20 protein-coding genes are annotated in these 26,095 nt (G+C 48.1%); 9 read left to right on the plus strand and 11 right to left on the minus strand.

The features are described from left to right. The first annotated feature begins 535 nt into the window (after nucleotides 1–535). From JOY44_RS25480 to JOY44_RS25495, 4 genes are read left to right on the plus strand one after another with little or no spacing between them, the layout of a single operon-like run. A complete protein-coding gene (locus JOY44_RS25480) occupies nucleotides 536–1,855 on the plus strand; it encodes an ATP-binding protein (protein WP_171576369.1) in 1,320 nt (439 codons plus the stop codon). Nucleotides 1,856–1,857: 2 nt separating this feature from the next. Next, nucleotides 1,858–3,603, plus strand: a complete 1,746-nt coding sequence (locus JOY44_RS25485) for a tetratricopeptide repeat protein (RefSeq protein WP_242541901.1) — start codon at nucleotides 1,858–1,860, stop codon at nucleotides 3,601–3,603. Between the two features lie 46 nt (nucleotides 3,604–3,649). After that, on the plus strand, nucleotides 3,650–4,300 hold the full coding sequence (locus JOY44_RS25490) for a hypothetical protein (protein WP_171576371.1): 651 nt from the start codon (nucleotides 3,650–3,652) through the stop codon (nucleotides 4,298–4,300). Between the two features lie 15 nt (nucleotides 4,301–4,315). After that, a complete protein-coding gene (locus JOY44_RS25495) occupies nucleotides 4,316–4,624 on the plus strand; it encodes a hypothetical protein (protein ID WP_171576372.1) in 309 nt (102 codons plus the stop codon). A gap of 34 nt (nucleotides 4,625–4,658) precedes the next feature. Here JOY44_RS25495 and JOY44_RS25500 read toward each other — a convergent pair whose 3' ends face one another. From JOY44_RS25500 to JOY44_RS25515, 4 genes are all read right to left on the minus strand, one after another. After that, nucleotides 4,659–5,078, minus strand: coding sequence for a hypothetical protein (locus JOY44_RS25500; protein ID WP_171576373.1), 420 nt, complete (start codon nucleotides 5,076–5,078; stop codon nucleotides 4,659–4,661). A 75-nt stretch (nucleotides 5,079–5,153) separates the two neighbouring features. Next, the gene (locus JOY44_RS25505) at nucleotides 5,154–7,610 is read right to left on the minus strand and encodes a CHAT domain-containing protein (protein ID WP_171576374.1); all 2,457 of its coding nucleotides are present in this window, start codon (nucleotides 7,608–7,610) and stop codon (nucleotides 5,154–5,156) included. A gap of 199 nt (nucleotides 7,611–7,809) precedes the next feature. Beyond that, nucleotides 7,810–8,682: a CHRD domain-containing protein gene (locus tag JOY44_RS25510; protein WP_171576375.1), complete on the minus strand. Its 873-nt coding sequence runs from the start codon at nucleotides 8,680–8,682 to the stop codon at nucleotides 7,810–7,812. A 59-nt stretch (nucleotides 8,683–8,741) separates the two neighbouring features. Beyond that, a complete protein-coding gene (locus tag JOY44_RS25515; protein WP_171576376.1) occupies nucleotides 8,742–9,713 on the minus strand; it encodes a hypothetical protein in 972 nt (323 codons plus the stop codon). A gap of 632 nt (nucleotides 9,714–10,345) precedes the next feature. Between JOY44_RS25515 and JOY44_RS25520 the strand changes: the two genes are divergently transcribed. From JOY44_RS25520 to JOY44_RS25540, 5 genes are all read left to right on the plus strand, one after another. Next, a complete protein-coding gene (locus JOY44_RS25520; RefSeq protein WP_171576377.1) occupies nucleotides 10,346–10,732 on the plus strand; it encodes a hypothetical protein in 387 nt (128 codons plus the stop codon). Between the two features lie 41 nt (nucleotides 10,733–10,773). Then, nucleotides 10,774–12,567 (plus strand): serine/threonine-protein kinase, encoded by a 1,794-nt coding sequence (locus tag JOY44_RS25525; RefSeq protein ID WP_171576378.1) that lies wholly within the window; start codon nucleotides 10,774–10,776, stop codon nucleotides 12,565–12,567. A gap of 29 nt (nucleotides 12,568–12,596) precedes the next feature. Continuing rightward, nucleotides 12,597–13,814 (plus strand): hypothetical protein, encoded by a 1,218-nt coding sequence (locus JOY44_RS25530; RefSeq protein WP_203032175.1) that lies wholly within the window; start codon nucleotides 12,597–12,599, stop codon nucleotides 13,812–13,814. Between the two features lie 100 nt (nucleotides 13,815–13,914). Next, nucleotides 13,915–14,418 (plus strand): hypothetical protein, encoded by a 504-nt coding sequence (locus JOY44_RS25535; RefSeq protein ID WP_171576380.1) that lies wholly within the window; start codon nucleotides 13,915–13,917, stop codon nucleotides 14,416–14,418. A gap of 51 nt (nucleotides 14,419–14,469) precedes the next feature. Beyond that, nucleotides 14,470–16,008, plus strand: coding sequence for an FHA domain-containing protein (locus JOY44_RS25540; RefSeq protein ID WP_171576381.1), 1,539 nt, complete (start codon nucleotides 14,470–14,472; stop codon nucleotides 16,006–16,008). 51 nt (nucleotides 16,009–16,059) lie between these two features. On the opposite strand, the gene JOY44_RS25545 is transcribed toward JOY44_RS25540, so the two are convergent. From JOY44_RS25545 to JOY44_RS25575, 7 genes are all read right to left on the minus strand, one after another. Continuing rightward, the gene (locus JOY44_RS25545) at nucleotides 16,060–16,725 is read right to left on the minus strand and encodes a hypothetical protein (RefSeq protein ID WP_171576382.1); all 666 of its coding nucleotides are present in this window, start codon (nucleotides 16,723–16,725) and stop codon (nucleotides 16,060–16,062) included. A gap of 44 nt (nucleotides 16,726–16,769) precedes the next feature. Beyond that, nucleotides 16,770–18,122: a hypothetical protein gene (locus JOY44_RS25550; RefSeq protein ID WP_171576383.1), complete on the minus strand. Its 1,353-nt coding sequence runs from the start codon at nucleotides 18,120–18,122 to the stop codon at nucleotides 16,770–16,772. A 228-nt stretch (nucleotides 18,123–18,350) separates the two neighbouring features. Beyond that, nucleotides 18,351–19,820 (minus strand): HlyD family efflux transporter periplasmic adaptor subunit, encoded by a 1,470-nt coding sequence (locus tag JOY44_RS25555; protein ID WP_171576384.1) that lies wholly within the window; start codon nucleotides 19,818–19,820, stop codon nucleotides 18,351–18,353. Nucleotides 19,821–19,843: 23 nt separating this feature from the next. Beyond that, nucleotides 19,844–22,930: a peptidase domain-containing ABC transporter gene (locus JOY44_RS25560; protein ID WP_171576385.1), complete on the minus strand. Its 3,087-nt coding sequence runs from the start codon at nucleotides 22,928–22,930 to the stop codon at nucleotides 19,844–19,846. Then, nucleotides 22,930–23,703 (minus strand): peptidylprolyl isomerase, encoded by a 774-nt coding sequence (locus JOY44_RS25565; protein ID WP_171576386.1) that lies wholly within the window; start codon nucleotides 23,701–23,703, stop codon nucleotides 22,930–22,932. Before JOY44_RS25565 ends, JOY44_RS25560 begins: the two co-directional genes overlap by 1 nt. Nucleotides 23,704–23,706: 3 nt before the next feature. Continuing rightward, nucleotides 23,707–24,312: a hypothetical protein gene (locus tag JOY44_RS25570; RefSeq protein WP_171576387.1), complete on the minus strand. Its 606-nt coding sequence runs from the start codon at nucleotides 24,310–24,312 to the stop codon at nucleotides 23,707–23,709. Between the two features lie 674 nt (nucleotides 24,313–24,986). Next, the gene (locus tag JOY44_RS25575; protein WP_171576388.1) at nucleotides 24,987–26,051 is read right to left on the minus strand and encodes a sensor histidine kinase; all 1,065 of its coding nucleotides are present in this window, start codon (nucleotides 26,049–26,051) and stop codon (nucleotides 24,987–24,989) included. Between the last annotated feature and the right edge of the window lie 44 nt (nucleotides 26,052–26,095).

Raw genomic sequence — 26,095 nt, forward strand, 5'->3', positions numbered from 1 at the left:
TTGAGTGAGACAGCAGTAAACACCTGTCTCAATGCGAAGAGAGCAGAATCAAGTCATGCCAAATCAAAGAGCAAAAAAGTTGCCATCTAAGACAAATTGCTCCTAGAATATGGGCATGGCAATTTGGATGACCTAATTAGTGCCCTCGGAAAGCAATCAGATTAGAGTCTCCAATCCTGCTCGATTTTTAAATCACTCAACTGTTCTTTAACCCCCGCTGATTCTTAGTTGGGGTTATTCAGTTTTAGGGTTGGTCACATGAAGATTACCTCCTGTCTTGAAACGACAGATCTCCTGCTTAAGGAGGATTGCAAGTGAGAGTATGCTGTTCTAAGACGGCAAGTTTTAGCATCTCTAATCCTCACCGAGCAAAGTTGTCTCACTTTTATATACTTTTAACACTTCTGCGCTTTTTATGATGGGAAAGTATTGCTTTTGTCTTTTTCTGTCATTCCCGCGATCCAATGCTGAGATGTCGCTTGACTTGAGGGGTTAGAATTGGAGGAAATATAGTAGTGAAAAGAATTTATATCCTGTGAACAAAGAGGATGCCATTCGGTTGGTCGATCAACTCCTATCCCAGTCGGGCAGGAGTCTGAGCGATGTTGAGAAGGCGATTCTGGCTGGGGCGTGGGATGGAGAGAAGTACGAACAGATTGTCAAACAGACCCCCTATAGCCTCGCGCATATTCGACAAGTCGGGAAAAAGTTATGGGATGTGTTGTCCGAGACGATGGGACAATCGGTTACAAAATGGAATTTCCATCATGTTTTGGAAAAGAAATTGTCCCCGGTTCCTGTTTTCGGGGACTGCGTACCCAACGTTCCTAGATTTTATGGTCGGGGCAAGGAATTAGCCGATCTCGAAGCGGCAGTCGATCGCAACCAGTGCGTCGTGCTGGTGGGTCCTCCAGGAATTGGAAAGACGGCTTTGACGGCAAAGCTGCTCAACTCCCTGTCTGCCCATGAATGGAACTGTGTAATCTGGAAGTCTGCTTACCCTGTTCCTCCGCTTGATTCACTATTAGAAGAACTTCTGGGCTTTCTGAGTGAGTCAGCAAACCCGGATCTAGATAGCGGGAAGTCAGAAAATAAAGAATCGAGGAGCAGTGAGCCAACGACCAACGTAGTCTCTAAAAATTCAATCACTCGGCTGATCGATCGCTTGCAAGCTCGCCGTTGTCTGGTCATCCTGGATTCTGCCGAGTCGATGCGGGGGCATCAGGAATACCAACCCTTCTTGAGACAGGTGGTTGGAGCATCCCACCGCAGTTGCTTCTTATTGACCTCAGAGGAACCGTTTGAGTCCTTGGAGCGTTGGCGATTGGGCGGACTGGCAGCTCAAACGTTGATCCTCAAGGATCTAGATCATGAATCTGCCAAACGTATTCTGCGAGACAAAGGCTTGACCGATGAGCAGAGCTGGCAGCAACTAATTGAAAAATATGGCGGCAATCCGCTGATCCTGGAGCTTGTGGCGAATGGGGTTAAAGATCTGTTTGGTGGGCATGTAAAAGAGGTGCTAGCCTACGTCACTACCTTCTATACCGATTTGATTGAGGAATTACTGAATCGACAGTTTAATAAATTCCAGGATCTAGAAAAGCAAGTGATGGCGTGTTTAGCGCAAGCCAAAAAGCCGCTCACCTTTGCAGAACTCCTGAAAGATCTGACTAAGGAGGGAATATCATCCTCGGATTTAGTGCAAACGTTAGACTACCTGGACAAACGATCGCTCATTCAAATCGTTAGAAGTGACGACCAGCTCACGGTGTACCAACTGAATTCGATCGTCAGGAAGCATACGCTGAATCGATTGGAGTCTGAGGCTGCAAATTTACCCCCCGTGGTTTGACTGTGAATAGCGGCTGGTGCATCAATCCTGACTGTGCTCATCCAAACGAACCCGGAGCGGCTGACGGTTGCCAGTGGTGCGGCACGGCTCTCCTATTGGCGGGTCGTTATCGAGCCATTCATCCCCTACAAAACGAACGCCATCCCTTAGCTTCAACGGCGCTGTTTGAGGCGATCGATCAATCGGCGGGGAACCAACCCAAAGTATTAAAAGTGTTGTGTGAACCCTCACGGGCAAAAATTGCTCGGTTGGAGCAGGAATACAATGTCTTAACACTGCTGGATGCCCCTGGCAAGATTCCCAGCGCAGACCTGGATGGTTTCTTCTCAGTGCCAACGCCTTCGCTTCCTGTCCATTGCCTGGTGATGGAAAAGATTGCCGGACAACCTCTCAATCAATGGCTAGAAGCAGGCAATCGGCTGTCCCAAGAGAACGCCCTGATCTGGCTGCGTCAACTTATTGAAATCATCGCCATTGTTCACGATCGCTTTTATTTCCATCGTGATATTAAACCAGATAACCTGATCCTCCAACCGAATGGGCAACTTGCTCTGGTTGATTTCGGAGCCTGTCGTCGGATTTCAGAAACCTATCTGGTTAAATTACGTATGGGAGAGACTCCCCACTACGTTAGCCCCAATAGTTCCTATAGCATTACCGCTGTCGGCTCTGCCGGGTACAGTCCCCCTGAACAACTGCACGGACGAGGCGTTCCCCAGTCTGATTTCTTTGCGGTCGCCCGCACCCTGGTTCATTTGCTAACCGGAAGACATCCCGCCCAATTACCGTTAGACGAATCTGGGCACCTATTGTGGAGAAAACACCCCCCCCAGGTTGCCAGACCCCTTGCCGATTTTCTGGATGAACTGCAATCCCCTTCCTGGAGGAAACGCCCTTCAGATACCGAGATGATTTTGCAACGGCTAAATCGTCTGCCTCAACGCATCCGACGTTACCAGCTACTAATGTCTACCCAATTTAGGACGAGTGCGGTAATTACTGGAATTCTAACTGCGGCATCATTCATGTGGGGCGTGAACATTTGGGCAGCCTATCAACAATTATCCCAGGCGCGGCAACTGGCTGAACGCGGAGCGCAAAACCAGCTTGGAGGGAAGCTAGAATTAGCCCGCCAGAACTACCAACGGGCATTGGGACTTGATCCAAACCTGCCAGAGGTGCATCAAAACTTAGCACTCCTCTGCCAGGGTGAGGGGAATGTGCCCTGCGCGATCGAGCATTATCAACAGGCATTGAAACTCACACCCGACAATTGGCAAGTTCACTACAATCTAGGGAATCTATACGATGAGCAGGGTGATTACAGCTATGCGGAACGGCATTACACGTTAGCAATGCAGGCAGATAACCGTCTTGCGATAGATGCTGCTAATAACCTGTCTCGGATAAACATTATCAAGGGTGATTATCGTGAAGCAGCGCTGCTTGCCGCTCAAGCGCTCAAGCAGACTAATGATTCAGTTTCGCAAGCGGCGTTGTTGAAAAACTTGGGTTGGGCTACCTTAAAGCAATCTGATTATGGAGATGCTTTGAGATACCTGCAACGAGCGAAAAAACTAGATCCGCAACGGGCAGATATCTACTGTCTTCTAGCTCAAGCGCAAGAATCTCAAGGGTTTGAGGTAGAAGCAAAGCAAAGTTGGAAAAATTGCCTCCGCTATGACTCAACGGCTGGATTGCCAGAAGTGAAAGCGTGGCGCGAACGAATTCTCAATCGTGTTTTGTGAGACCAAAAAGCCTTATCAGGCGTGTGCTGTTCAAGATTTGTTCGTTATGAGATTAAAAAGGACTTCTTTATTCATTGCAATCCCCCTCTTTTTTGCAAGCATTTTAGGCGATGGGTTGCTGTCAGCCTCTAAAGCAACTTCTCCTTTCTGTCCTGCGGTTGGTCGAGTCCTATCAAAGGGTGATTCTAAATTGCCTGTGGGACGCTTGATTTGTATGGGAGAAAAAGTTCAGCTAGCCCAATTGCCTTCCGTTAGGGTTTTTTGTTTTGTGAGTGGACGAGTCAAGCAATTTACGACCGGGCAGGTTGTCAGTCAGACTGAAGGCTGTAATGCTCCTCCCCGGCAGACGCAGCCACTACGCCGCTGCGGAGCGCAAGAGATCTACCTTTGTGTTCGACCCAAAGGACCCGATGACCAAACGTTGGCTCTGCGACTCACCTATCCCTATGAGCGAGTGGTTTCCACCAGGACTCCCGCTTTAAGGTGGCACCCAGAGCCACAAGCTCACCATTACATGGTTCAGGTTGAAGGGAAAGGGGTCAACTGGCAACAGAACGTTGCCTCTCCTTCGCTGACCTATCCCAAAAACCGTCCGCCACTCCAGCAGGGGCAAGCCTACAAAATTACGATCGCTGCCTACAGTCAACAAAATACTCTACTTGGTGTAAAACAAAGTGTATTAAATGTGCTGTCTTAATCTACCGTTCAAATCATGAATGACAGGGTTGAGCAGGTCAGAGGGCTAAATCTGGGTGAGGATGAGACAACTGTGCTAGACCTGACCAGTATCTATTTGGCTCATGGGTTGTTACACGATGCCAATGTGGCGCTTCAAGCGCGAGCTGGTGCGGGTAGTCGCACTCCTCTTTTCTACCGAGTTTTAGCAGATTGTTATTTGACTGTGGGTCGGTCAGACTTTACCAAGCCTCAGTATGAGAAGGCGATCGCGCTAGCAAAGGCGGTATCGGATCAAGACGTGTTGGGTAGTGCTCAAGCTGGGTTAAAACAATTGAGCAATTAATCTTTGTAGTCTCTTCAGTGCCAGAAGTCAACTGCTAGGCTGCTTCAGCTTGATGGTCATTTTGATATTGTCGGAGTAAATAAACCTGTTCCCGCTGAACACCCACCTGGCAGTCCTCAAAACTGCTGGCATCAGGGTCAAGCAGAAACGTAATCGCTAGCTCCACCACAAACTCTGGTGGAAACTCATACTCGATCGCGTACTGCTCAATTCCCTGCTGGATTGAGTGCGGCAAACGAGCGGGAATGTTTTGATTTGGAGACATATCGACCGGGTCTTTATCGTCTAGACCCACGCTAATCGATGCCGACTCCAAGAAATAGCGGATGGCTAACTTTACCACGGACTCTGGTGCGAGATTCATCTCAACTCCATAGGCTTGAAGTGCCGACTGGATGCGCTCCGGTAGGTAGCCCAGAAGCGTAACCTGGTTGATTGAGTCAGTAGTCTGCATTTAATCAGTCCTCCAGTTTTAGAGATCGCTATAGGGAGGCTGAATTTGCCCAATCATAATTTGCTCTAACTAAAATTAAAGCCAGCTTCCGACTAAGATGAAGGGTGCCCAGTAGTAAGGATGGCGCGTATCTTCTCCTTTTAGAAGCATCAACTGGGCTGTTCTAAGAGCCTCTGCCTTGGGCTGCCCATCTGCCAGGTTTTTATAAAATTGGGACATGAACACAGCGGTTGATGAAGCGTCAACACGCCATAGAGAAGCCACTGTACTCCGTGCTCCTGCCTGTGTCGCAAGTCCTGCAATTCCGAGTGCAGATTTTCGATCGCCCTTTGCGGTTTCACAGGCACTCAATACGAGCAATTCAATGGAGGCATCCTGTTCCGTGCGTCGCTTAACCAATTGGTAAATTTGTCGGACATCAATCACTTGGTCCCAGGCGAGCAAAAAGGTGTCTTCGCGCGAAGAACTGAATTGCCCGTGGGTGGTCAAATGTACTACAGGAAAATTATTCTTTGCCAACTCAGCCTGAAAATTAGCAGCAGTAAAGTCTGCATTCAGCAGAATGGTTGAATTGGTTGCTTTTTTCAGGTCTTGAACTTCTTTTTCAACCTCTCGAAGCGGCTTGAAATTTTTAGGCACTTGCGGAAGTGCAAAACTTGGAGCCTCTTCGCTCAAGCCAGCAATCAAAGTGCTAGGTGATCCGAGCGGCAGCGATCGCGGTTGCCGAAGTTGCCCCCCTAATGTTGTAGCAATACTATATTTCTGAACCAAATAATTCTGCTCATCATGCAGCAGAGCCATTGGAATGGTTTGCAGTAGCGAATCGGTCGCAAAAACCAATGTCCCTTCTGATGGCAAATAGCCTTGCTGCTGGGCTGGTTCAATTAGCTGCTGGTAAAGGGCTTGAGCAAAGGGGAGCAAGACTGATTCCTCCACTGCCACAAATTCATCACTCTGCAAATTGGTGATTAAATTCATGGCATTATTCTCTACTTCGGCAGCATTGGCTGAGTAATAATGAAGCGAGTTATCTTGCGCTTGAACAATCACTCCAATCCGATCGCCCAGATTCAGAATATAGAAAACAGTTGTATTTTTGGGCAGACTAATTTGATCGAGTCCTACAAGATCCAAGTCGCCACAGCGAAGGAAATTTTCTAATTCCACCTGCTGTAATCGCTGCGTGACCAAAACTGCCCGCTTCAGATCAGGTTCCTGGGGTGGCGTTAGCAGCAAGCGGAGGTATTCCCGATAAACAGGCTTAACTTGCTCACGGAACGAAAGTTGGACTTCAGGGTTAACCGCAAGGATATTTCCTCTCACCTGGTCAAGCGCGGCGATCGCGGTTTCATACGCTTGTTCCGCTCGTTTGAAGTCTCCCCGGCGACTATGGATTCGTCCGATCGCTCGCTGCCATTGGTAAACCGCATCCCAGGCGTGAATGGCTTGTGCTAGCGTTGTTGCCTGTTGAAAGATTCTTAACGCCGTTTCTGGTTGCCCACGATCTAGCAACAGTTTGGCTATCTCGCCCTGAGCATAGGACAGCGATCGTGGATTCTGAAGCCCCTGAGCAAGGTCTAGCGCTGACCTGGCGTATTTCATCGCACGCTCATATTGGGTTAACAGTCTTAAGCTTTCTGCAATCTTAATTTGAGCGTAAATGGACTGCTCCGGTGGAATTTCAGAAAAAGATGCTGATTCCAGTTTTGCGAGGCTTCGGTCAAGCTCTGCCTGCACGGTTTGCTTGAGTGGTACTTGAAGATTACGCTTCTCAAGCCATTGCTTTGAAAGCACCAGTATTCCCAGCCGATTGATTTGAGCAAACAATTGAGAACGGCTATCTCCGCCAACCACCGAGACTTCACGGTACAAATCTAATGCTTTTTGTACTCGTTGCTGCAATTGAGATTGAAGTGTCAGCCGTAATTCAGGATTATCTGTGCGATCGTAGCGATCGCAATCCTCTAAATACAGCGATCGCTCAACATTTGCCAGACTGAGTAGAAGTTGCGGAACCGAAACTGAGTCAGATCGTTTCCCTTTATCTAAAGTTTGAGAAAGCACAACGTGTGCCTCTTTTAAGTGTCCAATCACCCGAAGCACATCCCCCAAGCTGTTGAGTCCTGCTACGGTCGCAGGCGTTGATGGAATCGCTGCAATACTATCAGTTATGTGTTTGAGGTCTTGTGGCTCTGATCCATTACTTTGACATAAGTTATTTTCCAGAGTAAGTGTCTGGGTAAGAGTCATACAAGCTTGCGGATACAGACCTAGAGCTTGCATTGCAAGGCTCTGATTGACTTTGCTCCCAATCACACCTTCTGATTTCCCCAACTTGCGATAACCAGCCTCAGCGTTTTTCCAATTCTGGAGTGCTTCTCTAGGATTCCCCTTGTATAGCTGTTCAAAGCCTTGTTTGTTTAGCGCTGAGGGATCGGGTTCTGCTGCGATAAATGGAACCCACCAGGCAGCTAGGAGGCTAAGACAAAATCCTAGAAGACCGACCAGGATGAATCTAAAAACTGACTTCATTGCACAGGTGACTCTTTGATATTAGATAAAGACATTCCTACACAGCTTTTAATTGGCATTGGTCATAGTTCACATCTGCCCTTTGACAGAAGACGAGATAACAATGCCCTCCAATCCTGGCGATCGCCAGGATTGGAGGGTTAGAAGGAGTCTGCAAGTCGATTTGTTGAAAGCGTGAACGCTCGGACTCAAGCAGGAACTACGCAAACTCCACTACCTTCTGGTTAAAGTTGAGTCGGTTCTCGCCCGTGGGGAAGCCTGCCTTGCCGTCACCATCCACGTCCACATTACTGTGAAGGTTGGCGTACAGGTTCCCTGCCAGTAATGCAGCCTGTTCATCCGGCTTCAACTCGAAATTGGCTGAGATGTTACCGGATTTACCATCAGCATTTACAGTGTTCTCCAAGAATCGAACCACTGTAGCATCGGCAAAATTACCGCGATCGTCTCCAGAAGGACTGAAGTGAAGATGAGTCCCGCTCAGTTTGTTACCTTCCTTATCCTCCGGTACAGCTAGGAAGCCATCAACCAAGGCTTTGGGATCAGAGCCGTTGAGGATTTCAGCTTTAGGATCGATTTCCTTTTCTCCCTGGCTAAATAAAGGTGCTCCATCAAAGTCTTTGAATGAGCCTTCCACTTTGAAATTACCCTTGTCATCTAAGCTGAGGTTTGCCTCAGATGATCCTTTACTATCATTCGGAAAAGGAAATTCCTCTGCCCCAGACTTAGCCTCAGCCTGGTTGAAGCTGAAACTGTCGGTGCCGGGGAAGATGAAGTCGTCGCCAGCATCGCCAACTAATTTGTCAGACCCTTTTGTCCCATTGTGTTGCTTGAAGTCCTCAGACATTTTGGGAATGGGGCTTTCAGCCGGACCTGCGTGGTTGTGGTCAGCACTACTACCCAGATCTGCTTGATTGTTCAACGATGATTCAAAATCAGATGTTTGAATCGATGACCCTTTCGAGGCAAGTGTCGCAGAGTCGGAATGCTTTGAGGCATCTGCCCCAATGTCACCTCCTGCCTGTTGAGTTAGGTCATTGTGCTCCTCATTAGATCCATGAATACCAGCCATAAAAAAATTCTCCTACATTCACTTAAAATTCAATCGGGTTGGCACGATGAGTCGTGCATTTATGCCGCTTTTGCAGCTTGACCTGTTGCACCAGCCGCTAGCCTGTCAAGGTCTTGAGAACTGACCTGGACAAAGTTCTGATCAGAAATGTCGCCTACGTTCGTGAACGTCAGTGAAGCTAGAATGTGCTCTGAAGTTTTATCAACGACGACAGTGTTGTTCTTACTGTCTAAGGGCTGATCAAGTCCTCCAGTCTGAGGGTTAGTGCCCTGTCCAAATAGAATGCTGTCCAGGGTCAAGCTATCAGTCAATCCAAACTGGTCGTTCGCTGGATCAAAGTCGAATACCCGATTGGTCGCCTCTTGTCCCAGTGTGATCAGGTCTTTGCCTGTCCCAGTTGTCACCGTGTTGAAGCTGCCCTCTGTGTCCCCTCTGATGATGTCAGAGCCACCAGCTCCAATGACGGTGTTACTGCCACCGCCACCATCGAGGAAATCTCCGTTAGCACCTAACCGCGCTGCCAAATTCTCCTCATTCCTAACTTGGGTGGGATCAAGAGACTTTGTATCTGCCAATGCGTCAGGCGAAACGTGTAGCCCGTCTTCTGCTGACTTGCTACCGGATGAACTGCTGCCAGATTGAGATTTCGCACTCTTGTCTAAGTCGGCAACCTTTTCACCGGATTCAGATCCTTTACTCTTGTTGTCGTTGGGATTTTCACCGTCCTTATTTTTTGCCTCATTCAGCAAAGCGCCAGCTTGACTTTTCGCCTTATCAAATGCATCAAATGCAGTGTCTTTGAATTCTCCCAAAGTGTCACCAACTTTACCCTTCAGATCCTTCGCTTTGCCCTTAGCATCGCCAAACGCATCAGCCGCCTGATCTAAGGCTGCATTAAAGTCGGACTCTTGCACTGATGACCCTATTGACTTGTTCGCAGAAGCGTCACCCGCATTAGGATCTGGGTTGATGATATCGCCGTGAGATTGGTTGTGGTCCTCTAGTTTGAGATGATTATTTGCAGATTCCATAGGTATCCTCTTCACATCTGTGATTGCTGAAAAGATTGGCAAGTTGCCCACGGGAAGCCTTGTGATCGTGATTTGAGGTTTAGTAATTCGTCTTTCTGCTCTCCGACTCACCGCTGACCTACCCGATCAACGGCTCTAGAAGCCAATTGCTGGACAAAGAAAAACTAGATTGAGTGCCTTCAAGTCTATTCAGCGAGAATTCCCCAGTTCCTACAGCCATTGTCTGAATGATCGTTGACCGCAAGCTGACTGCTACCCAATTTGTGCCGCGACTCAAAACTTACACATCCCCCGCACCGCTCTGAAATTCTGTCTCTCAAGGATAGGAAGTTCAGAGTGGATGCTTTACATCTATTGAACGCATCCCCTATTCATATTAACTCTATTCAAAGGTAGAGATAATACTTTTTCTAGAAAAGAAAACTAGAAGTATTTAAAGTTATGTTCAATGGTGGTTTTCGCCCCCGAACTATTTGTTGGGAAATCTAAAATGAGCAAGTATTACCGCCGGACTTGCCTAAATCTATGTCTTTGGAGAGTGTTTCGAGGTGCCTAACATTTAATACAAAAATGTAAAGCGGCTTAAATTTTTGTTCGATTTTGAGTCTAATAAATTTTTGGGTTAGGGGAAAATGTCTCAAGGGCTTCTACTTTCAGATGGAGGTGGTTTCGTTGACCTACTTCTGGTTGTTTATCGGATTAGCCAGGAGCAGAGTCAACGGTTTGATGGACTTGCCAATCAACTCGCCTGCATTCGCCATGATCATCCGGATCGGATTGATTGCTGGCAAGCCTGGTGGGACGAACTCATATTACGGGTTCATTCTCAACCGGGTTGGTATGCAGCGGTTGCATTGCCAGGACACGAGTACAACTGTTTTTGGGGTCCTTATGCTGATCCTCAAACGGCGGTACAAGTTGCCCAAAAACATACAGGTGCTTGTCTATCTGTCAATACTGTAGAAGTCCCTTCTGTTCGATTTCCAAATAATTTGCCCTGGGTTGCTCAAGTCGGTTGAACATTTTCCCACCTCTGTTTTGGGGTGATTGAGTTGGTTTCATGATTGGGCAACTATTGACTGGACGGTATTTAATCCTACAAGCGCTAGGGAAAGGTGGCTTTAGTGAGATCTTCCTGGCACGAGATAAGTATCTCCCACATCATCCACTGTGTGTTGTTAAATGTCTCAAGGCACTTCCCTTTGAAGTGGCTCGACGGATGTTTGACACTGAGGCTCAAGCGTTGCAAGAACTTGGGCGACAATGTGAGCAGATTCCGCTGCTTCTGGCGTGGTTTGAAGTAGGAGATCGCGCTTACCTGGTGCAGGAGTATGTTGAAGGGGAGAATCTGGAACACTGGCTCGATCAGGGGCAGCGTTTTTCTCAGAAAGATGCTGTTTGTTTGCTGCTGGACGTTCTACCCATCCTGGAGTTCATCCACTCTCAGGATCTGATTCATAGGGACATCAAGCCCAGTAACTTAATTCGGCGTACAGACGGCAGGATTGTCTTGATCGACTTTGGTGCTGCCAAATGGCTGAATAATGATTCTGCGGTGATTGAGGAAAAGCAGTCGCCCTCTGACCCAACGACCGAAGCAATTGTGACGATCGGTACTCCTGGATACATGCCGGAGGAGCAACAACAGGGACAAGCTGACTTCAGCAGCGATCTCTATTCTTTGGGTGTTTCGGTTATTCAACTTTTAACCGGAATTCATCCCCGGCAGCTCAAGAAAAACCTTTCGTCTGGTGAAATTGAGTGGGAGTCTTACTTAAAAACGCCACTCGATTCGCGTCTGGTCACAATTCTAAACAAGTTGGTGTGTGTCAATCGCAAAGACCGCTATCGTCAAGCCTCGGAGGTGCTAGCTGATCTACAACAATCAACCAAAGCCCCTAAACCCAGCAGCCAATGGGCTAAAATCCGCATTCCTGCCTTGTCTGTGTCTCCTCGATGGGCTACAGCGGTAGGAGTTTTGTCATTGATCACGACAGTCGGGTTCGTCGGTGTTTGGCAGTTCTCGGTGCGGGGTGGGCACATGAGCGAAGCGATCGCGTCCATGTTGCCCATGTCCAATCAAACAAAACTAACGCTCAAGCACGATTTGGTCGTTGAGAATCCCGTTGATCTTCATACCGTGAGTGCGATCGCTGTGAGTCCTGATGGTGATTTATTAGCTGCCAGTAAAGACCAGTCGTTGTACTTATGGAACCTGCGATTTGGGCGATTGGTTCAGACCCTCAATGATCATCAGACTCAGGTAGCCGCCGTCGCCTTTAGCCCGGACGCTCAAATGATTGCGGGTGGTGGAGATGACCAGGTGTTGAAAATTTGGAATGTTCGCACCGGAAAGATCCTGCAAACCTTTGCAGACCTAGGCGCACCCATGACGGCTGTATTGTTTGCGCCTACTCAACAACTGGTGATTGGTGCCGTTGGTGAACGGCTCCAGGTTTGGGATCTGCGGACTGGAGAACTCCAAAAGGTATTCGCAGGGCACAAAGGGAAGATCAATCATTTGCTCGTCAGTGAGGATGGCAGAACCTTATACAGCCTGGGGGAAGATCGGGCGATCGCCTGGAGTTTAGATAGCGGTGAACTCCTACGGGTATTCCCTAAAGAATCTGGCATGGCAATGACCGGGCGAGTTGAAAAACAACACCTGGTCACGGTTCATTCAGATGGAATGCGAATCTGGGACAAAAAAACAGGTGTCTTATCTCGCGTCGAGAGAGACACTTCAACTCACCCATTGGATATGAAAACCGTTCGTTGTTCAGACCGATACCTTATCACCAGTGATTCGGATCAACGGTTCAAAGTTTGGGAAATATCAATGCTTAGGAAATAGTCATGTTAAGCAAAACATCAGAGAAAACAATGCATCGCGTCCGATGGGTGTTGACCCTTGGATGGTTGCTCCTCATTGCATCCCTGTACTTTGACCCGGTTACAAAATTCTTTTTAGACTCCAGCACAACCTGGAGTCCATTTCGGCTTGATCCATCGTCTTATCTGGACCCAACCAAATGCCCCAAGATTCAAGGGCAGTGTGTGGTTCAAGACCCTCGCTATATGAGTGCCATGATTTGGTGGACGATTATCGTGCCAGCCGCTATTTTGATTCTGATATCTGTTGGTCATGAGTTTTGGAGGCGCATTTGTCCGCTTTCGTTCATTTCCCAAATCCCACGCGCATTGGGTATTCAGCGCAAGCGAAAAGTCGTTGATGTTGCCGGAAATGTTCGATGGGAGGTCGTCACCATTGGAGACAATTCCTGGTTAGGTCGTAACCGTTTGTACGTGCAGTTTGGGTTATTTCTTGCAGGACTGTCAGCCCGGTTGCTGTTTGTTAACGCTGATCGCACGGTGCTGGGATTGTTTCTACTAGGAACTATGCTCTGTGCAGTTTTAGTGGGCTATCTGTACGCCGGAAAGTCATGGTGCAACTACTTCTGCCCAATGGCACCCGTGCAATTGGTCTATACAGGTCCGCGATCGCTCTTAGGCAGTGAAGCGCACCTTAAGCCCAAGCCTGCAATCACCCAGTCCATGTGCCGCACTGTAGACCCACAGACAGGGCAAGAACTAGGTGCCTGTGTTGCCTGCAAATCTCACTGTATTGACATTGATGCAGAAGATTCCTATTGGGCAGGACTCAACGATCGCGGACGAGATGTGGTCGCTTACGGCTACTTAGGGGCAGTCATCGCCTTCTATTTTTACTACTGGCTGTATTCCGGGGATTGGAGCTACTACTTTTCTGGCGCTTGGACACGGGAACAAGGTCAGATGACTCACCTGTTTGATCCAGGGTTTTACTTCAATGGGTTAGCCATTCCCATTCCTAAGCTCTTTGCCGCTCCACTCACCTTTGTTGTTTTTGTAGCTGTTTTTGTGGGGATTGGACGACTGGCTGAGAAGGGATGGTGCAACTTCCAGTCGGTTCAGGGGCGACCTGTTTCATCAGAGCAAGCACGCCATTTTATGTTCACCGTCTTTACAGCCGTGTCCTTCTGGACCTTTTTCACCTTTGGGGCACGTCCCTGGGTGAATCGGCTGCATCCAGTCTTGTTCTATGGTTTCAATGCATTATAGCGTTTCCGGCTCCTGTGAGGTACAAACTAAAGGCTCAAACCCTTGCTCTCTATTATTCTGCCCGTACCTCATCCGACAGAAAACCGCTATAATCGCCGCCTTGGGGTTTGCATGGTTACTGAGAACCCTGCACCGGAGTCATGCTCAATATGAACGTGAACGCATGGCAACCAGTCTCCGAAAGCAGCTCCGAAAGATTCTAGACCCCTCCATGCTAGAAGGGCGATCGCTTGAAGATTTAAGTCCGAACGAGGTCTATACGTTGGTCAAGGCGTTAGACAAATTGTTGCCTGAGATGTCCAAGCAGTCACGGCTTCAGGCGTATATCGGGGTAGTTCAGGATCTTCTGAGTCAACAGGTCGTAAGTGAATTGAACAGTTTGAAGTTTTTTAGTAAGTTGCGGCAAGACCTCGATCTCAAGGATTCAGACCACTTTGAGGCGATGGAATCAATTGCTCTTACCCAACCCAGTCTTTTAGTGTCGCAGGAACTGCCAAGCTCCACTCCTGCTGACTCTGAAACGGTTGCCAAAACCTTGCGGAGAAGGCGCGATCGTAACCAGACTATCACCTTCGGTGAGGCACCCGGTCGGTCTCGACGGTAACACCATCCAGCAATCTGATTTGTTCAAGCAATTTAGTACGGGTATTTTCTTATGATGAAATTCAAATCAGTCAACTTTCAGCAGCAGGTATTCAACGAATACGCACTCCCTCAGAAATACCCTGGACAAACCGAGTGGATCATCGGACGGTGCGACACCTGTGATCTGATCTTAGATAGTCCCGTTGTTAGCAGTGTGCATGGTCGCATTCAGTTCAGCGAAGGGGAGTACTATTTTGTTGATCTGGGCAGCCGCAATGGTTCGTTTGTCAATGGCAAAGACGTACAGCCCAATCAACGAGAATTGCTCCAGCTTGGCGACTTACTCCAGCTTGCAGAGACCTACCTGCATATTGAAGAACTCGAACCAGTTGACCTCTCAGTCCCATCAATCATGCCAAGCCATTTACAGGGATCTACCTGGACGGCTGAAGAAATCACCGTGCGCTGCTGTCGCATTATTCAAGAAACCTCAGATGTCCGAACGTTCTATTTTGTCGCAGAGCCTGCCGTTCGGTTTGATCACTACCTGCCAGGACAGTTTACTAACTTAGCGGTTGAAATTGATGGACAGCAGGTGATCCGTCCTTACTCCATCTCATCGTCTCCAACCTGTCCAGGCTCTCTTGCTTTGACGATTAAGCGAGTGCCCAGCAGTACTCCTGATGTGCCGCCAGGACTTGTTTCTAACTGGCTACATGACAACCTGATTGTGGGCGATCGCCTGAAGCTTTTGGGTGGTTCATTGGGAGGCTTTACTTTTCTACCGGATGCTCCATCCAGGCTGCTCCTCATTTCAGCAGGCTCCGGCATCACTCCCATGATGTCAATGGCACGATGGGCTTACGATTCCTTTGCCGATATTGACATTGTGTTTCTCCATAGCGCCTGCACTCCAGAGGATATTCCCTTCTACGACGAACTGCTGCTGATCGACAAACACATGCCGAACTTTCAACTGGAGATTACGGTGACCCGACAACGCTCCGGAGTGTCATGGGCAGGGCACAAAGGGCGAATCTCCTCGGCAATGCTTCAGCTTCTTACACCCGACTTGCATGAACGTTCTGTTTTCGTGTGCGGTCCTGATGGCTTCATGCACGGGATTCGTTCAATCCTGGAAGACCTTGACTTTCCAATGGACAACTATCACCAAGAAAGCTTTGGCGGGTTCAGGGCATTTGAAGAAGCTCCAGACTCACCGGAAGACGATATATGGGCTGAGGAGAGCGCCCAGCAGGAGCATATACCCATCCAGCAGGATCAAGGACAGACTCAGCTCGTCACCAGTAATAGCAGTAGCTTAAATGGGTATCAGCCTGACTCCGCTTCCGTGGTTACATTCACTAAGTCTCAGAAAGAGATTGCTGGCGATCGCGATCGCTCCATTTTGGAGTTGGCGGAAGAGGCAAGAGTTTCAATCCCTAAAGCGTGCCGGATGGGTGCTTGTGGCACCTGTAAGGTTAAAGTTGCTCAAGGGTCGGTTGAATATAAAGCAACCCCTACAAACCTTACTTCAGCCGACAAAGAGGCAGGATATACACTTGCCTGTATCGCAGCTCCCGTTGGTCGAGTTGCTGTAGAAGCGTAACAGATGCAAAAAGTGGAGGTGTTACACTTTTTGCATCTATCGTCATTGTGGCTACTGATTAGACTGATCCGATGAACTTGGTTTGGACTGCTGAACCGCCGAGACTTGACGCTCACTGGTTTGTGGCTCAGTTGTTAGCGATGGGGCTAAATCGCTAGGAGAATATTGTACGGCTAACCAATAACGACCAGCCTTCTGCGGTTGAGTCCCTGTAAAAACGACCGTGTACTCGCCCGTTTCCGGCAATTTCATGCGGATAAACGCATCAACGGTTCCAGGAGCCGCGTTTGTTCTGGCAATCAACCGGTTGCCAGAACCATATAGCAACACGTAAGGGGTCAGGCTTAAGTTGTTTACCTTGCGAGAGTCCTTGCTCCCTTTGACTTGAATTTGAACAGGAGTACCCGCTTGTCCAGAAAATTTGTAGGCTTCCAGGTAGTATCCGTTCAACTTGGCATCCCTACTGTCGAGAATTCCCGGCAACACCGTTCCTAGCTTAATCGGGGTTGTTTTAACCTGAGTACCTGCTTGACCGTCTGTAACCATTTGTTCGCCAATCGGTGGTGCTGGTGCTGGTTGCGTCTGTTGAGCATTGACCTGATTATTCAGTACAACAGGCACTAGCAGCAGTCCAAAAATAAAGCCAGGTAACATTCCTACACCTAAAAGGTGAAACAAACTTGAACTCAACCGATGAACAGATCTGACCACAACCATAAGATTTCCCTCAAATGTAAAAGGTGACGTTGATTTTGAATGTCCTAAATTGAATCGTCTTGACTGCCTGCCATGCCTCCAAGCAAATCAGAGCTATCGACTCTGACCGTTGACGCATCCGAAACCTTAGGTGCCCTGCTGTTAATCGTCATTGCTCTGGTGGTGTTGAAAGCAGGGCTAATTAGAAGCGGACGATTTCTCAGCAGTGAATCTGTAAATGTGCTCAGCGTCACGGCGTTTCCCAAATGCCGAGAAACGTTGTCTATGTCTTTGGGCTGTGGCAACGAATCAAACGGACTGAACGCTGTCATGACAGTCGTTGTTTGCATAGTGGTAGGTGTTGTTCCTTCTTGCGTCACGCTCGCTCTGAGTTGATCAAACGCTGCCATTCGTTCTTGAATTGATGAAGGTTTATCTTCAATAGGGATTGTGGTAAATTGCTCCCGTGCCATTGTTGAGAATGCTCGATGTGAAGTCATCCCATCAATAGACTTCACGGTTTGTACTTTTATCTTTTCCGTTGCGCCCAAAGTCTGTTCTTTCTCTGAAACAGGAACTATTGCAGCGATTTCAGAAGCAGGCGTGGGCACTGTAGCAACCGTTTTGATCGGGGCAGTCGCGGGAATGGGAACAGTTGAGACTAATATCTGTTTTGGTTGAGCCGATGAGATCGCAGCCGGTTTGACATCAACCGCTAATGCGTTGTCTATTTCACTGCCGACGGTGGCTGGCTCTGTGGAGACTTGTGTGGTCACAACGCTATCAGTAGAAGCGGGCATCCTGGCAACGGCTGTCCTGGTTGTGATTTTGTCAGGTTGCCCTAAATGATCGTTTGCCAGTTGAAGGAGTTGCTGTACCTGAGCGCTTTGGAAGATGGGCATTCCCTTCAATCGATCGAGTGATTTGAGCGCACTATGCCAATCCTTTTTGGCGATCGCCGTCCGAGCAATTTCAAACTGTTCCCCCTGTTTACCCCAGTCCTTTTGCAGTTTTTTGGCTTGAGCAGAACTGGTGCTAGAAGGGGCAACTGCATCCAGCATGGCTAAAGCGGTTTGAATATCGCCCTTCTGATATTTGTCATTGGCGCGTTGTAACAAACTCTGTGAGAACTTATCCTTGACCTGCTGTGCGAGAGCAAAGTGCTGACTGTTCTTTGGAATCCCTTCCAGGTTCAAAATAGCTTGTTTAAACTGGTTACTCTTTGCTTCCGTTTGCGCCTGCCCAATGAGCGACTCATACGTGTCTTCCAGGTCTTGAGGCACCGGTACAGGAGAATCAGTTAAAGAAATATCATTGCTGGCAACATTTCCTTGTCCATCGTTTTGCGTCACACCATAGGTAATCGCTGCGAGAATAACCAGCAAACTCGCCAGGGTCCACCGATTTAGAAGAATCATGAGAAGCCTCCATGAACGTGATTAGGTAGAAAAGGCACAAAAAAGTACAAAAACCATTCAGCGTAAACTATGCGCCATAGAAAGCGCTCCATTGACTAGAACTGACGAAATAGCGAAACTAGCGGGATTTGAGAGAGTAACAGTAATAGAAATATTCCGTGATTCGAGCGTACCATCCTACAAGCAATACTTTCTCTATCTATTGTTAGAAAAAGTAGGATTATTTGCTCATCGAGCCGATCGTAAACCGTCGAATGCTCGGACGATTTCCCCGAATACGAAACTAATCGGTGCTCTTGATTCAATCTTGATATTGGCGGTTGTCGCCATGCCAGGAGTTAAATTGAATCGTTCACTCCGCTTCTCTAAAAACTGCTGATCTAAACGAATTTCCACCGGAAAAGCGGTTGTTTGTCCCGTGCGATCAATTGGAACGGCATCGCTGCCAACCCTGGAAACCACTCCTTTCACCGATCCAAATTCGGTAAATGGAAACGCATCAATTCTCACCTCTACGGGCATTCCTTCCCGGATTGACCCAATATCCTTGTTTGCCACCTGCACCCGTGCGATCAGCGACTCGTTTGGAACCACCTGAAGCAAGACCTGCCCCGGTTGTGCCAAAACACCTGGCACTCTCTGTCCTAAATCAAAGACAACACCAGTAACAGGGGAGCGTAAATCCTGTTGCTCCAGGTCAAGGTTGGTCTGATCCAGTTGAGCGCTGATTTGAATCAGTTGCCGCTGGTCATCTTTGATGACGGTATCAATCTGAGTATCGATCGCTGCCAATTCCCGCTGGAGTCCTTGAAAGAACTGCCCTATCGTTTGATCCCCATCGGCTTGTGCCTGCATTACGCTCGACATCAGCTCACTTTTCTGTACGCGATTTTGAACCACCTGATTTTCCAGGTTACTAACGTCTAACGCCCTTTGTAAGTAGCTGTTGCGGGAAATCGCTCCTGCTTTGACCAGCGGCTGCAACCGATTGACGATTTCTTGCTCGACCTTCAATCGCCCCGATGTGGTTGAGAGTTGAGCGTTTGCCCCAGACACTTGTGTTTGTAGGGCAGACACTCTGACTGAGTTGATAGAGACCTGCTTCTGTAACTGCTGGCGGAACAGTTGATACCGTTGATGCTGTGCCGGAGCTAAACCACTGCCATCTCCAGTGATTTGAGCAACGAGTAACAGCCGATCTTGAACCCGATTCCGCAACTCAGGCGAAAGCCCTTCACCCGATAGAACAAAGCGCCCTTCCCTGGCTGCCCGCAGCACTTCGACCTCTTTGACCAGTAAATCCCATTGCCGGGAGAGCGCATCCTTGCGGGTCAGCAGGGGCTTCTTGTCAATCTGCATCAACAACTGGTCTTTCTCAACCTGTTCACCTTCTCGGACTTGAATCGAGGTAATCATTCCGCCCGCGCGGGATTGAATTGCCTGCGATGCAGAAAGTGGCTCCAACTTGCCGCGTGAGGACACCACCACATCGACCCTGGCAAGAAATCCCCATCCGGTGGCTAACGTCAACCCAATCACAATGATTGTGGTGGTACGCCGAGAAATCTTGGATGGGAGTGGCAAATCCAACGCGGGATTATCCAACGCTTTCTCTGCTGTCTCTATGGTTGATTGGTATCGCTTTTGCAGTGTCCCAACCATGTTTCTAAACCAGCGGTTGTTCCAACGATTGTTCATAGAAATCCCCTTTGACTACACAACTACACAGCTTCGGTTTTTTGCTGTTCCGATAAGCAAAAATAGCGCCCCTGTAACGCCATCAACTCCGCATGAGTGCCCTGCTCTACCACACATCCCTGCTCCATCAGCACAATAAGATCGGCATGGCGAATCGTATTCAATCGGTGCGTGATGAAGAAAACAGTGCGTCCCTTAAATTTCTTTGCCAAATTCAGACACACTTGTTGCTCTGTGTTGTAGTCCAGAGCAGACGTGGCTTCATCAAGAATCAGTAAGCGAGGATTTCGCAACACCATTCGGGCGATCGCAATCCGCTGCCGTTGCCCACCAGAGAGCTTTGCTCCCCGTTCCCCAACCTGAGTGCTGTAGCCATTGGAGAGCTGCATGATAAAGTCATGAGCATCTGCGACTCTCGCCGCTTCAATCACGTCTTCATCGGCAAATGTGTCAAATCGAGTGATGTTGTCCCGGATAGTTCCTTCAAACAGAATCGAATCTTGCGGGACAATGCCAATCTGTTCTCGCAGGGAGAATAGGTCTACCTTGCTGATGTCATACCCATCAACGTAAATGCTGCCTGCATTCGGCAGGTACAGCCGAGGCAGGAGTTTGACCAGCGTACTTTTACCAGAGCCACTTTGACCCACAACTCCAACAAATGAGCCAATGGAAATGTCCAGGCTGACGTTGGATAACTGCAATTGCCCCGGTTTGAAGCCGAAGCTAATTGCTTCATACTGCACCCACCCTTCAACGGGTGGTAGCGCGACATTACTTTCATCCTCTGGCAACACCTCGGTTGGAGCTTCTACAATATCTGCCAGTAGCTCCAACGAAAGGGCTGTTTCCTGGAACCGTTGCCATAGTCTTGACAATCGCACCATCGGACCCACAATATACCCGGCAATAATGCGGAAGGCAATTAATCCCCCTAACGTCAACTCTCCTTTGAGAACTAATTCAGCTCCAATCCACAGCACTAGCAGGCTGCTTAAGGTGTTGATCAGGTTGCTTAAGGAACCGAATGATGTGTTAATCATCCCGGTCTTAAAACTGGTGCCTAAATATTGCAGGTATTGGTCTCGCCAGGTCGCCTGTGCCAAACCTTCCATGTTCTGAGACTTGATCGTAAAAATCCCACCCAGAACTTCAATTAAATAGGATTGAACTCTTGAATTTTGATCTGCTTTAATCCGAATTTGCTTGTTCAGGATGGACGCAACCAATAAGGTCAGGACAATCACGATCGGAACAAATGCCAATACACAAATCGTGAGTTGAACACTGTAAAGCAGCATCACTCCAACGTAGAGGAGTGAAAACACAACATCCAGTACTGCTGTTAATGCTGTGCTGGTTAAAAACTGCCGAATATTCTCTAGTTCTGACAAACGTGCGGATAGTTCACCGACTGGACGCTTCTCAAAAAAATTCAACGGTAAGTTTAGTAAATGACGAACGACAACCGTTCCCAACACTAAATCCACTCGATTGGTCGTACTCGAAAGTAGATAGGAGCGGAGTATTGTTAAAATCGCTTCTAAGGACGAAAATGCAACCATCAAAATCCCAAACATGGGAAGTGCCGCACCACTACTATTGATGATCACTTTGTCAATAATCTGTTGAACTAATAGTGGGTTGGCTAACCCTAAAAGCTGCACAAACACAGAGGCAATCAGAACCTGCATCAACACGCCACGATGCTGATTGAGAATTGGTAAAAACCAACTCACTCCAAACTGCTTGAGTGGCGTTTGTGCGTGTCGCTCGACGATTAATGCTTGGCTGACCGGAGTACCAGATTCAATGCTATCGATCGCGATTTGGTCAGCAACATCTTCTGGTGGAAGTATGACAATGCCTGTCCGAGGCAACCCTACGACGACTCCGTTGTTGCGAGTCAACTCATACAGAAGTGTCAGCACTCCATCCTGCATGATCAAAGCCGGAAACTGTAAGCGTTTTAAGCCAGCAGCGGTCGGCACAAACTTGATAATCTGTGTTTTTAATCCCACTGCCTCTGCTACCCAGGCGCAAAATAGCAGACTGTCTCCGGTTACATTTTCCCGACGCTGGAGCCATTGCCGCAAAAGATCTGGGCGAAACGGCACTTTTAGCCGATCTGCCAGCATCCAGAAGCAAGCAACCAAATCTTCAACTGGATCAAATTCTCTGGAATAGTGAACCGGGTAATTTTTCAGGAGCTGCTTAAGTTCTTTCGTTTCGCCTCGGTTAAGATTTTGCTCCAGGGCTTCTTGTGCCTCTACCAGAGCGATCGCCGACTGCGATTCCAACATCAATTCTGGTTCGACGGGGATCGTCACTCCATCCTCTTCTACTTCCATTAATGTTGGGAGTGAGCCTTTGAGGACGACAGCCGCTAAGAAGTTGCGGTCAATGCCAATCAGTCGGAGTGGAAACGGTGATCCGTTGGGTGGGTGTAAATCAACGCGAACCGTGATGGGAGTTCCGATTTCTACTCGTTTCGTTTTTCCACTCACAAGCCACACTCGTTCAGAAGGGAGTCGCAGCGTTTGAGTTTCTAAGTGTACCGATTGCGGAGACCAGTGAATGACCAATGCCATCTGCTCCTGTTCGGTGTATCGAGCGACCTCCTTGATGTTGATATCCAGCTTGGTGGGAAATAGCGATAGAAACCGGGACAACGTGTCATAGAGTTCTATCTGTGTCACCTGTTCAGTCAATGCCTCCTCTAAATAGGTGATCGCTAACCGCTCGAAATCATCGGCTGGTAATGCTAAGGTAAGCACTTCGTCTGTTCCGGCTGCCCGTACAGATCCATTCGCAACCCGCCGTAGGAGACTGTCCCACCCTACTACCGCGCCCTCCCCTTTTACCGATAGCGTGGGGCTTTTAGCTGCCGCAGAACCCAACAGCCGAATTTGCCCTTGAACCACGCAATGGACGGCGGGCGGCAATTCCCCTTCTCTGTGAATGACTTCTCCAAGACGGAACGTGCAAAGCGTTAGTCTAGAAGCGACTTGCCCTCTAACATCTGCTGGTAATCGGCAAAATGGATAAACGCTAAAGAAATTGGGGATGAATGAGTCAAGCTGCGACTGTCGTGAATCGATCCCTGTCATCAGACTGCTCCTTTAGTTGTCGCACTGGGAAGGATGCCTTGAACCTGCACGCCGTTCGGCTGTGATTTAACCGATTGAATTTGCGATTGCAGCCACTCCATAAAGAGGTGCTCAATTAATTCCGTTCGCACCGAGTCATTTAAACGAGCAAAAATAAACTGTTCAGGTCGGACAATCCAAAAGCTGCTTTGCACCTGAACAGGACTGTACACCTCTCCTGGTTGCCCACTCCGAAACAAACTGGCAATTTCATCAGGGAGAGTTGAAAATCGAACCGGACCGACTAATCCTCCGGTATGTCGCTCAAAATCTTGTGAATGCTGCTGTGCCAATACAGCAAAATCTGCGCCATCGTCACGGATTTGAAAATATAGCTCTTCTGCTAGTGCTAAGTCTGTGACTTTGATGCGTCGGAACCCTACCTGGTCTAGATCCTGCTTCCGCCGCAAAAACTCAGCTTCAATCCGATCTGCAAACAGTAGCCTTTTTAGCTTTCTGACTTGCAAATCTCTCAGAACAACCGTCTTTACATACACTGGGGAAACGCCTTTGCTCTCACACCATTGAACTAAGAACTGATCGAAATCTTCTGGCATTTGAGCTGATCCAGTAAGCGCGCGAACAACTTCTTCCTGGGTCAGTCGAACTTGGGGTAAGACATCATCTAGAACCACATGCCCAATCAGTGACTCCAGCAGCTTGTATCGCACCAGAGACGATACAAGCTGTTCTCCCGTTAGCAGGTGATTTCCAATCTTTAAGCAGGCTTCCATATTTCAACTTTGAGCTTGAGGATTCGCAGCTTGCATGGAGTTGATCGCTTGCTTCAAGTCTTGAACTCTTTGGCTCCCTAGCAATGCAGGATCTTGAATGAGCGAAATTGTTGACAGGGCTGTAGTACAGCGGCGTTCTTGATGGAATTGTTCAGCCAGTTCTAAGACCGTTGAATTCTTAAACCAGGTCTTTCTCACCTGGGCATATTGCTGCTGCGCTGGAGTATTAGCAGGAATCCTTTCAGCCAGGTCGATCGCACCATTCACATCCCCCTGCTCATATTTGTTCAAGGCTTGCTTGAAAACCTCATCTGCCCACCGCTGTTTAACTTGCAGAAGCGTCTTAGCTTCCTCTGGATTAGCGGGTTGGATTTTGTCAACAGTGGCGATCGCGGCTGAGAAATTGCCTTGTTTCGCTAATTGCTGTGCCTGGTTAACCAAATCAACAGCGCTACTGGATGTTGGAGCGGACGTTGGTTGAGCTTGAGCGACAGAAGGAGATGAAAATATACTAGCTGCCGCAGTTAGGGATGGATAAACCTTCCAAGCAGTGCCGATGATAAAGCTGACAACAGCAATAGCCAAGAAGGACACAATTCGCCTTTTCATACAAAACTCCGTGAAAAAATAAATCGAAAATTTGTGGAGATACTTAAAAAAAAATTCATGCCCTGGAGGACATGAATATTGCCCTGGGTAGCTTTCAGGGTGGGGAATTGAATTCGAGTCAGATAGACGAATTCAAACGGCTTTTCTATAAATTAGTTAAACGCAACATTGAGTTTGGTTAAATCACTCGCTGGATAGAGATCTAATACTTTTAAAAACAAAATAAAGTGATTGTATTAATTATATTGTCTCCCTTTAAAGATGAAAAAGCCAACCCTGGTGTGTGGTTGGCTAAACTTGCTTGGATTGGTAGATCCGAGCTAATGGGGCGCAAGGAAAACGTTAAACGATAACTAGCACTGAGAGCGATTCTGACTTTGGAGAAGAGAGAACACACGGACTGAAATACCAGTAACAAGGGTGCAGAAAATCTTGAGTTTCAGGTGGAGTATCAGACCAGATGAAATCAATGTCAAACTGGGACCGTTCTCTGTTGCGAACTAAGACTCTTCGGACTAGTTGCTGAAACTCGATGCTTAGCAACCAGTCTGCACCTTACACTTCAAGTGTTTATTAAACGAAATGTTGAGGCTAAAGAACTCTACCTCCAGATAGAGACAGAAATACTTTTAAAAGAAACAAAATAGTTTGTGTTGTTTATAGGGTGTAAATAATCAGGCAAGCTCTGTTGTCGCAAGGGGTAGCGAAAAACGAAAAACGGTTCCTTTGTTTAGTTCGCTTTCTACATTAATTTGCCCACCCTGGACTTCTACCAGGTGCTTTGTAATCGCCAATCCGATCCCTGTTCCACATGCATTTTGCCTTCGGGAAGACTCTGATCGCCAAAATCGATCAAACACACGGGGTAAGTCCTCTGGAGCAATTCCAACGCCTGTATCAGAGACTTCAACCCATATCCGCGTGTCATCATTCCAAGCCCGAACGATGACACGCCCTTGCTCCGTGTAGTTCAGGGCATTGCTAATCAAGTTGATGAGAACTTGCCGAACGCGATCGGGGTCTGCAAATACTTCAGGCAAATTCCTAGAGCAATTTAGTTCCAGGCGAATCCCCTTGCGGTTTCTGACCGATAAGGCTCGAACAACACTATTCAACAGCGGATTTGGGTCAACCACCTGCAAATGTAATGGGAGATTGCCAGTCTCCACCTTGGAAAGGGTTTTCAAATCCTCTAATAGTCGTGCCATTCGTTCAGCTTCTTCATGGAGTTGCTGTCCGACCGATGGGGTAAGCGACATCTCTCCATGACTCATCAACTCCAAATACCCACGAATCACCGTTAGCGGGTTTCCCAATTCATGTGCCAGATCCCCAATAACTTCCCGGCGACGCTCTTCTACACCCTGCAAACGGCTCGCCACGCTGTTCAGGGTCAACCCTAATCTATGCAGTTCGGGGATATCGCTGGGAGGAATTCGTGCATTCAGATTACCACGATTGAACTGGCTGATCGCTCGCTCAATTCCTCGCAGTGGACGGTCAATCGTTTCCGTTAGGGTCCAGGTAATTAACCCAACGATCACAAAACTAACCAACACAGCCAAGTGAGTTCCCCGGTTATTCACTTGCTCAAATATTTCAAGCAGTCGGTCCGCGTCTTTCTTTTCTGGCGCTGGCTTGGATGGGTTGGTTATTACAGTATCGGAAACTTTCTCCTCAAACGTCTGGGCTTTGTAAATGTGAGCAATACTTGTTGCACTGACTAATGTGACAAGCATCACAAGAAAATTTGTTAGGAGTAGTCGCAGACGCAGGCTGAGAG

The organism is Leptolyngbya sp. Cla-17 (assembly GCF_016807185.1).
In the GTDB taxonomy this organism is placed as follows: domain Bacteria; phylum Cyanobacteriota; class Cyanobacteriia; order Leptolyngbyales; family Leptolyngbyaceae; genus ULC077BIN1.

Excerpts from the sequence above, each read along its gene's own strand:
- JOY44_RS25555 (WP_171576384.1), bottom strand. The coding sequence starts at position 19,820 with ATGAACAATCGTTGGAACAACCGCTGGTTTAGAAACATGGTTGGGACA.
- JOY44_RS25540 (WP_171576381.1), top strand. The coding sequence starts at position 14,470 with ATGATGAAATTCAAATCAGTCAACTTTCAGCAGCAGGTATTCAACGAA.
- JOY44_RS25495 (WP_171576372.1), top strand. The coding sequence starts at position 4,316 with ATGAATGACAGGGTTGAGCAGGTCAGAGGGCTAAATCTGGGTGAGGAT.
- JOY44_RS25530 (WP_203032175.1), top strand. The coding sequence starts at position 12,597 with ATGCATCGCGTCCGATGGGTGTTGACCCTTGGATGGTTGCTCCTCATT.
- JOY44_RS25515 (WP_171576376.1), bottom strand. The coding sequence starts at position 9,713 with ATGGAATCTGCAAATAATCATCTCAAACTAGAGGACCACAACCAATCT.
- JOY44_RS25505 (WP_171576374.1), bottom strand. The coding sequence starts at position 7,610 with ATGAAGTCAGTTTTTAGATTCATCCTGGTCGGTCTTCTAGGATTTTGT.
- JOY44_RS25560 (WP_171576385.1), bottom strand. The coding sequence starts at position 22,930 with ATGACAGGGATCGATTCACGACAGTCGCAGCTTGACTCATTCATCCCC.
- JOY44_RS25490 (WP_171576371.1), top strand. The coding sequence starts at position 3,650 with ATGAGATTAAAAAGGACTTCTTTATTCATTGCAATCCCCCTCTTTTTT.
- JOY44_RS25570 (WP_171576387.1), bottom strand. The coding sequence starts at position 24,312 with ATGAAAAGGCGAATTGTGTCCTTCTTGGCTATTGCTGTTGTCAGCTTT.
- JOY44_RS25500 (WP_171576373.1), bottom strand. The coding sequence starts at position 5,078 with ATGCAGACTACTGACTCAATCAACCAGGTTACGCTTCTGGGCTACCTA.
- JOY44_RS25525 (WP_171576378.1), top strand. The coding sequence starts at position 10,774 with ATGATTGGGCAACTATTGACTGGACGGTATTTAATCCTACAAGCGCTA.
- JOY44_RS25550 (WP_171576383.1), bottom strand. The coding sequence starts at position 18,122 with ATGATTCTTCTAAATCGGTGGACCCTGGCGAGTTTGCTGGTTATTCTC.
- JOY44_RS25565 (WP_171576386.1), bottom strand. The coding sequence starts at position 23,703 with ATGGAAGCCTGCTTAAAGATTGGAAATCACCTGCTAACGGGAGAACAG.
- JOY44_RS25510 (WP_171576375.1), bottom strand. The coding sequence starts at position 8,682 with ATGGCTGGTATTCATGGATCTAATGAGGAGCACAATGACCTAACTCAA.
- JOY44_RS25545 (WP_171576382.1), bottom strand. The coding sequence starts at position 16,725 with ATGGTTGTGGTCAGATCTGTTCATCGGTTGAGTTCAAGTTTGTTTCAC.
- JOY44_RS25520 (WP_171576377.1), top strand. The coding sequence starts at position 10,346 with ATGTCTCAAGGGCTTCTACTTTCAGATGGAGGTGGTTTCGTTGACCTA.
- JOY44_RS25575 (WP_171576388.1), bottom strand. The coding sequence starts at position 26,051 with ATGCTTGTCACATTAGTCAGTGCAACAAGTATTGCTCACATTTACAAA.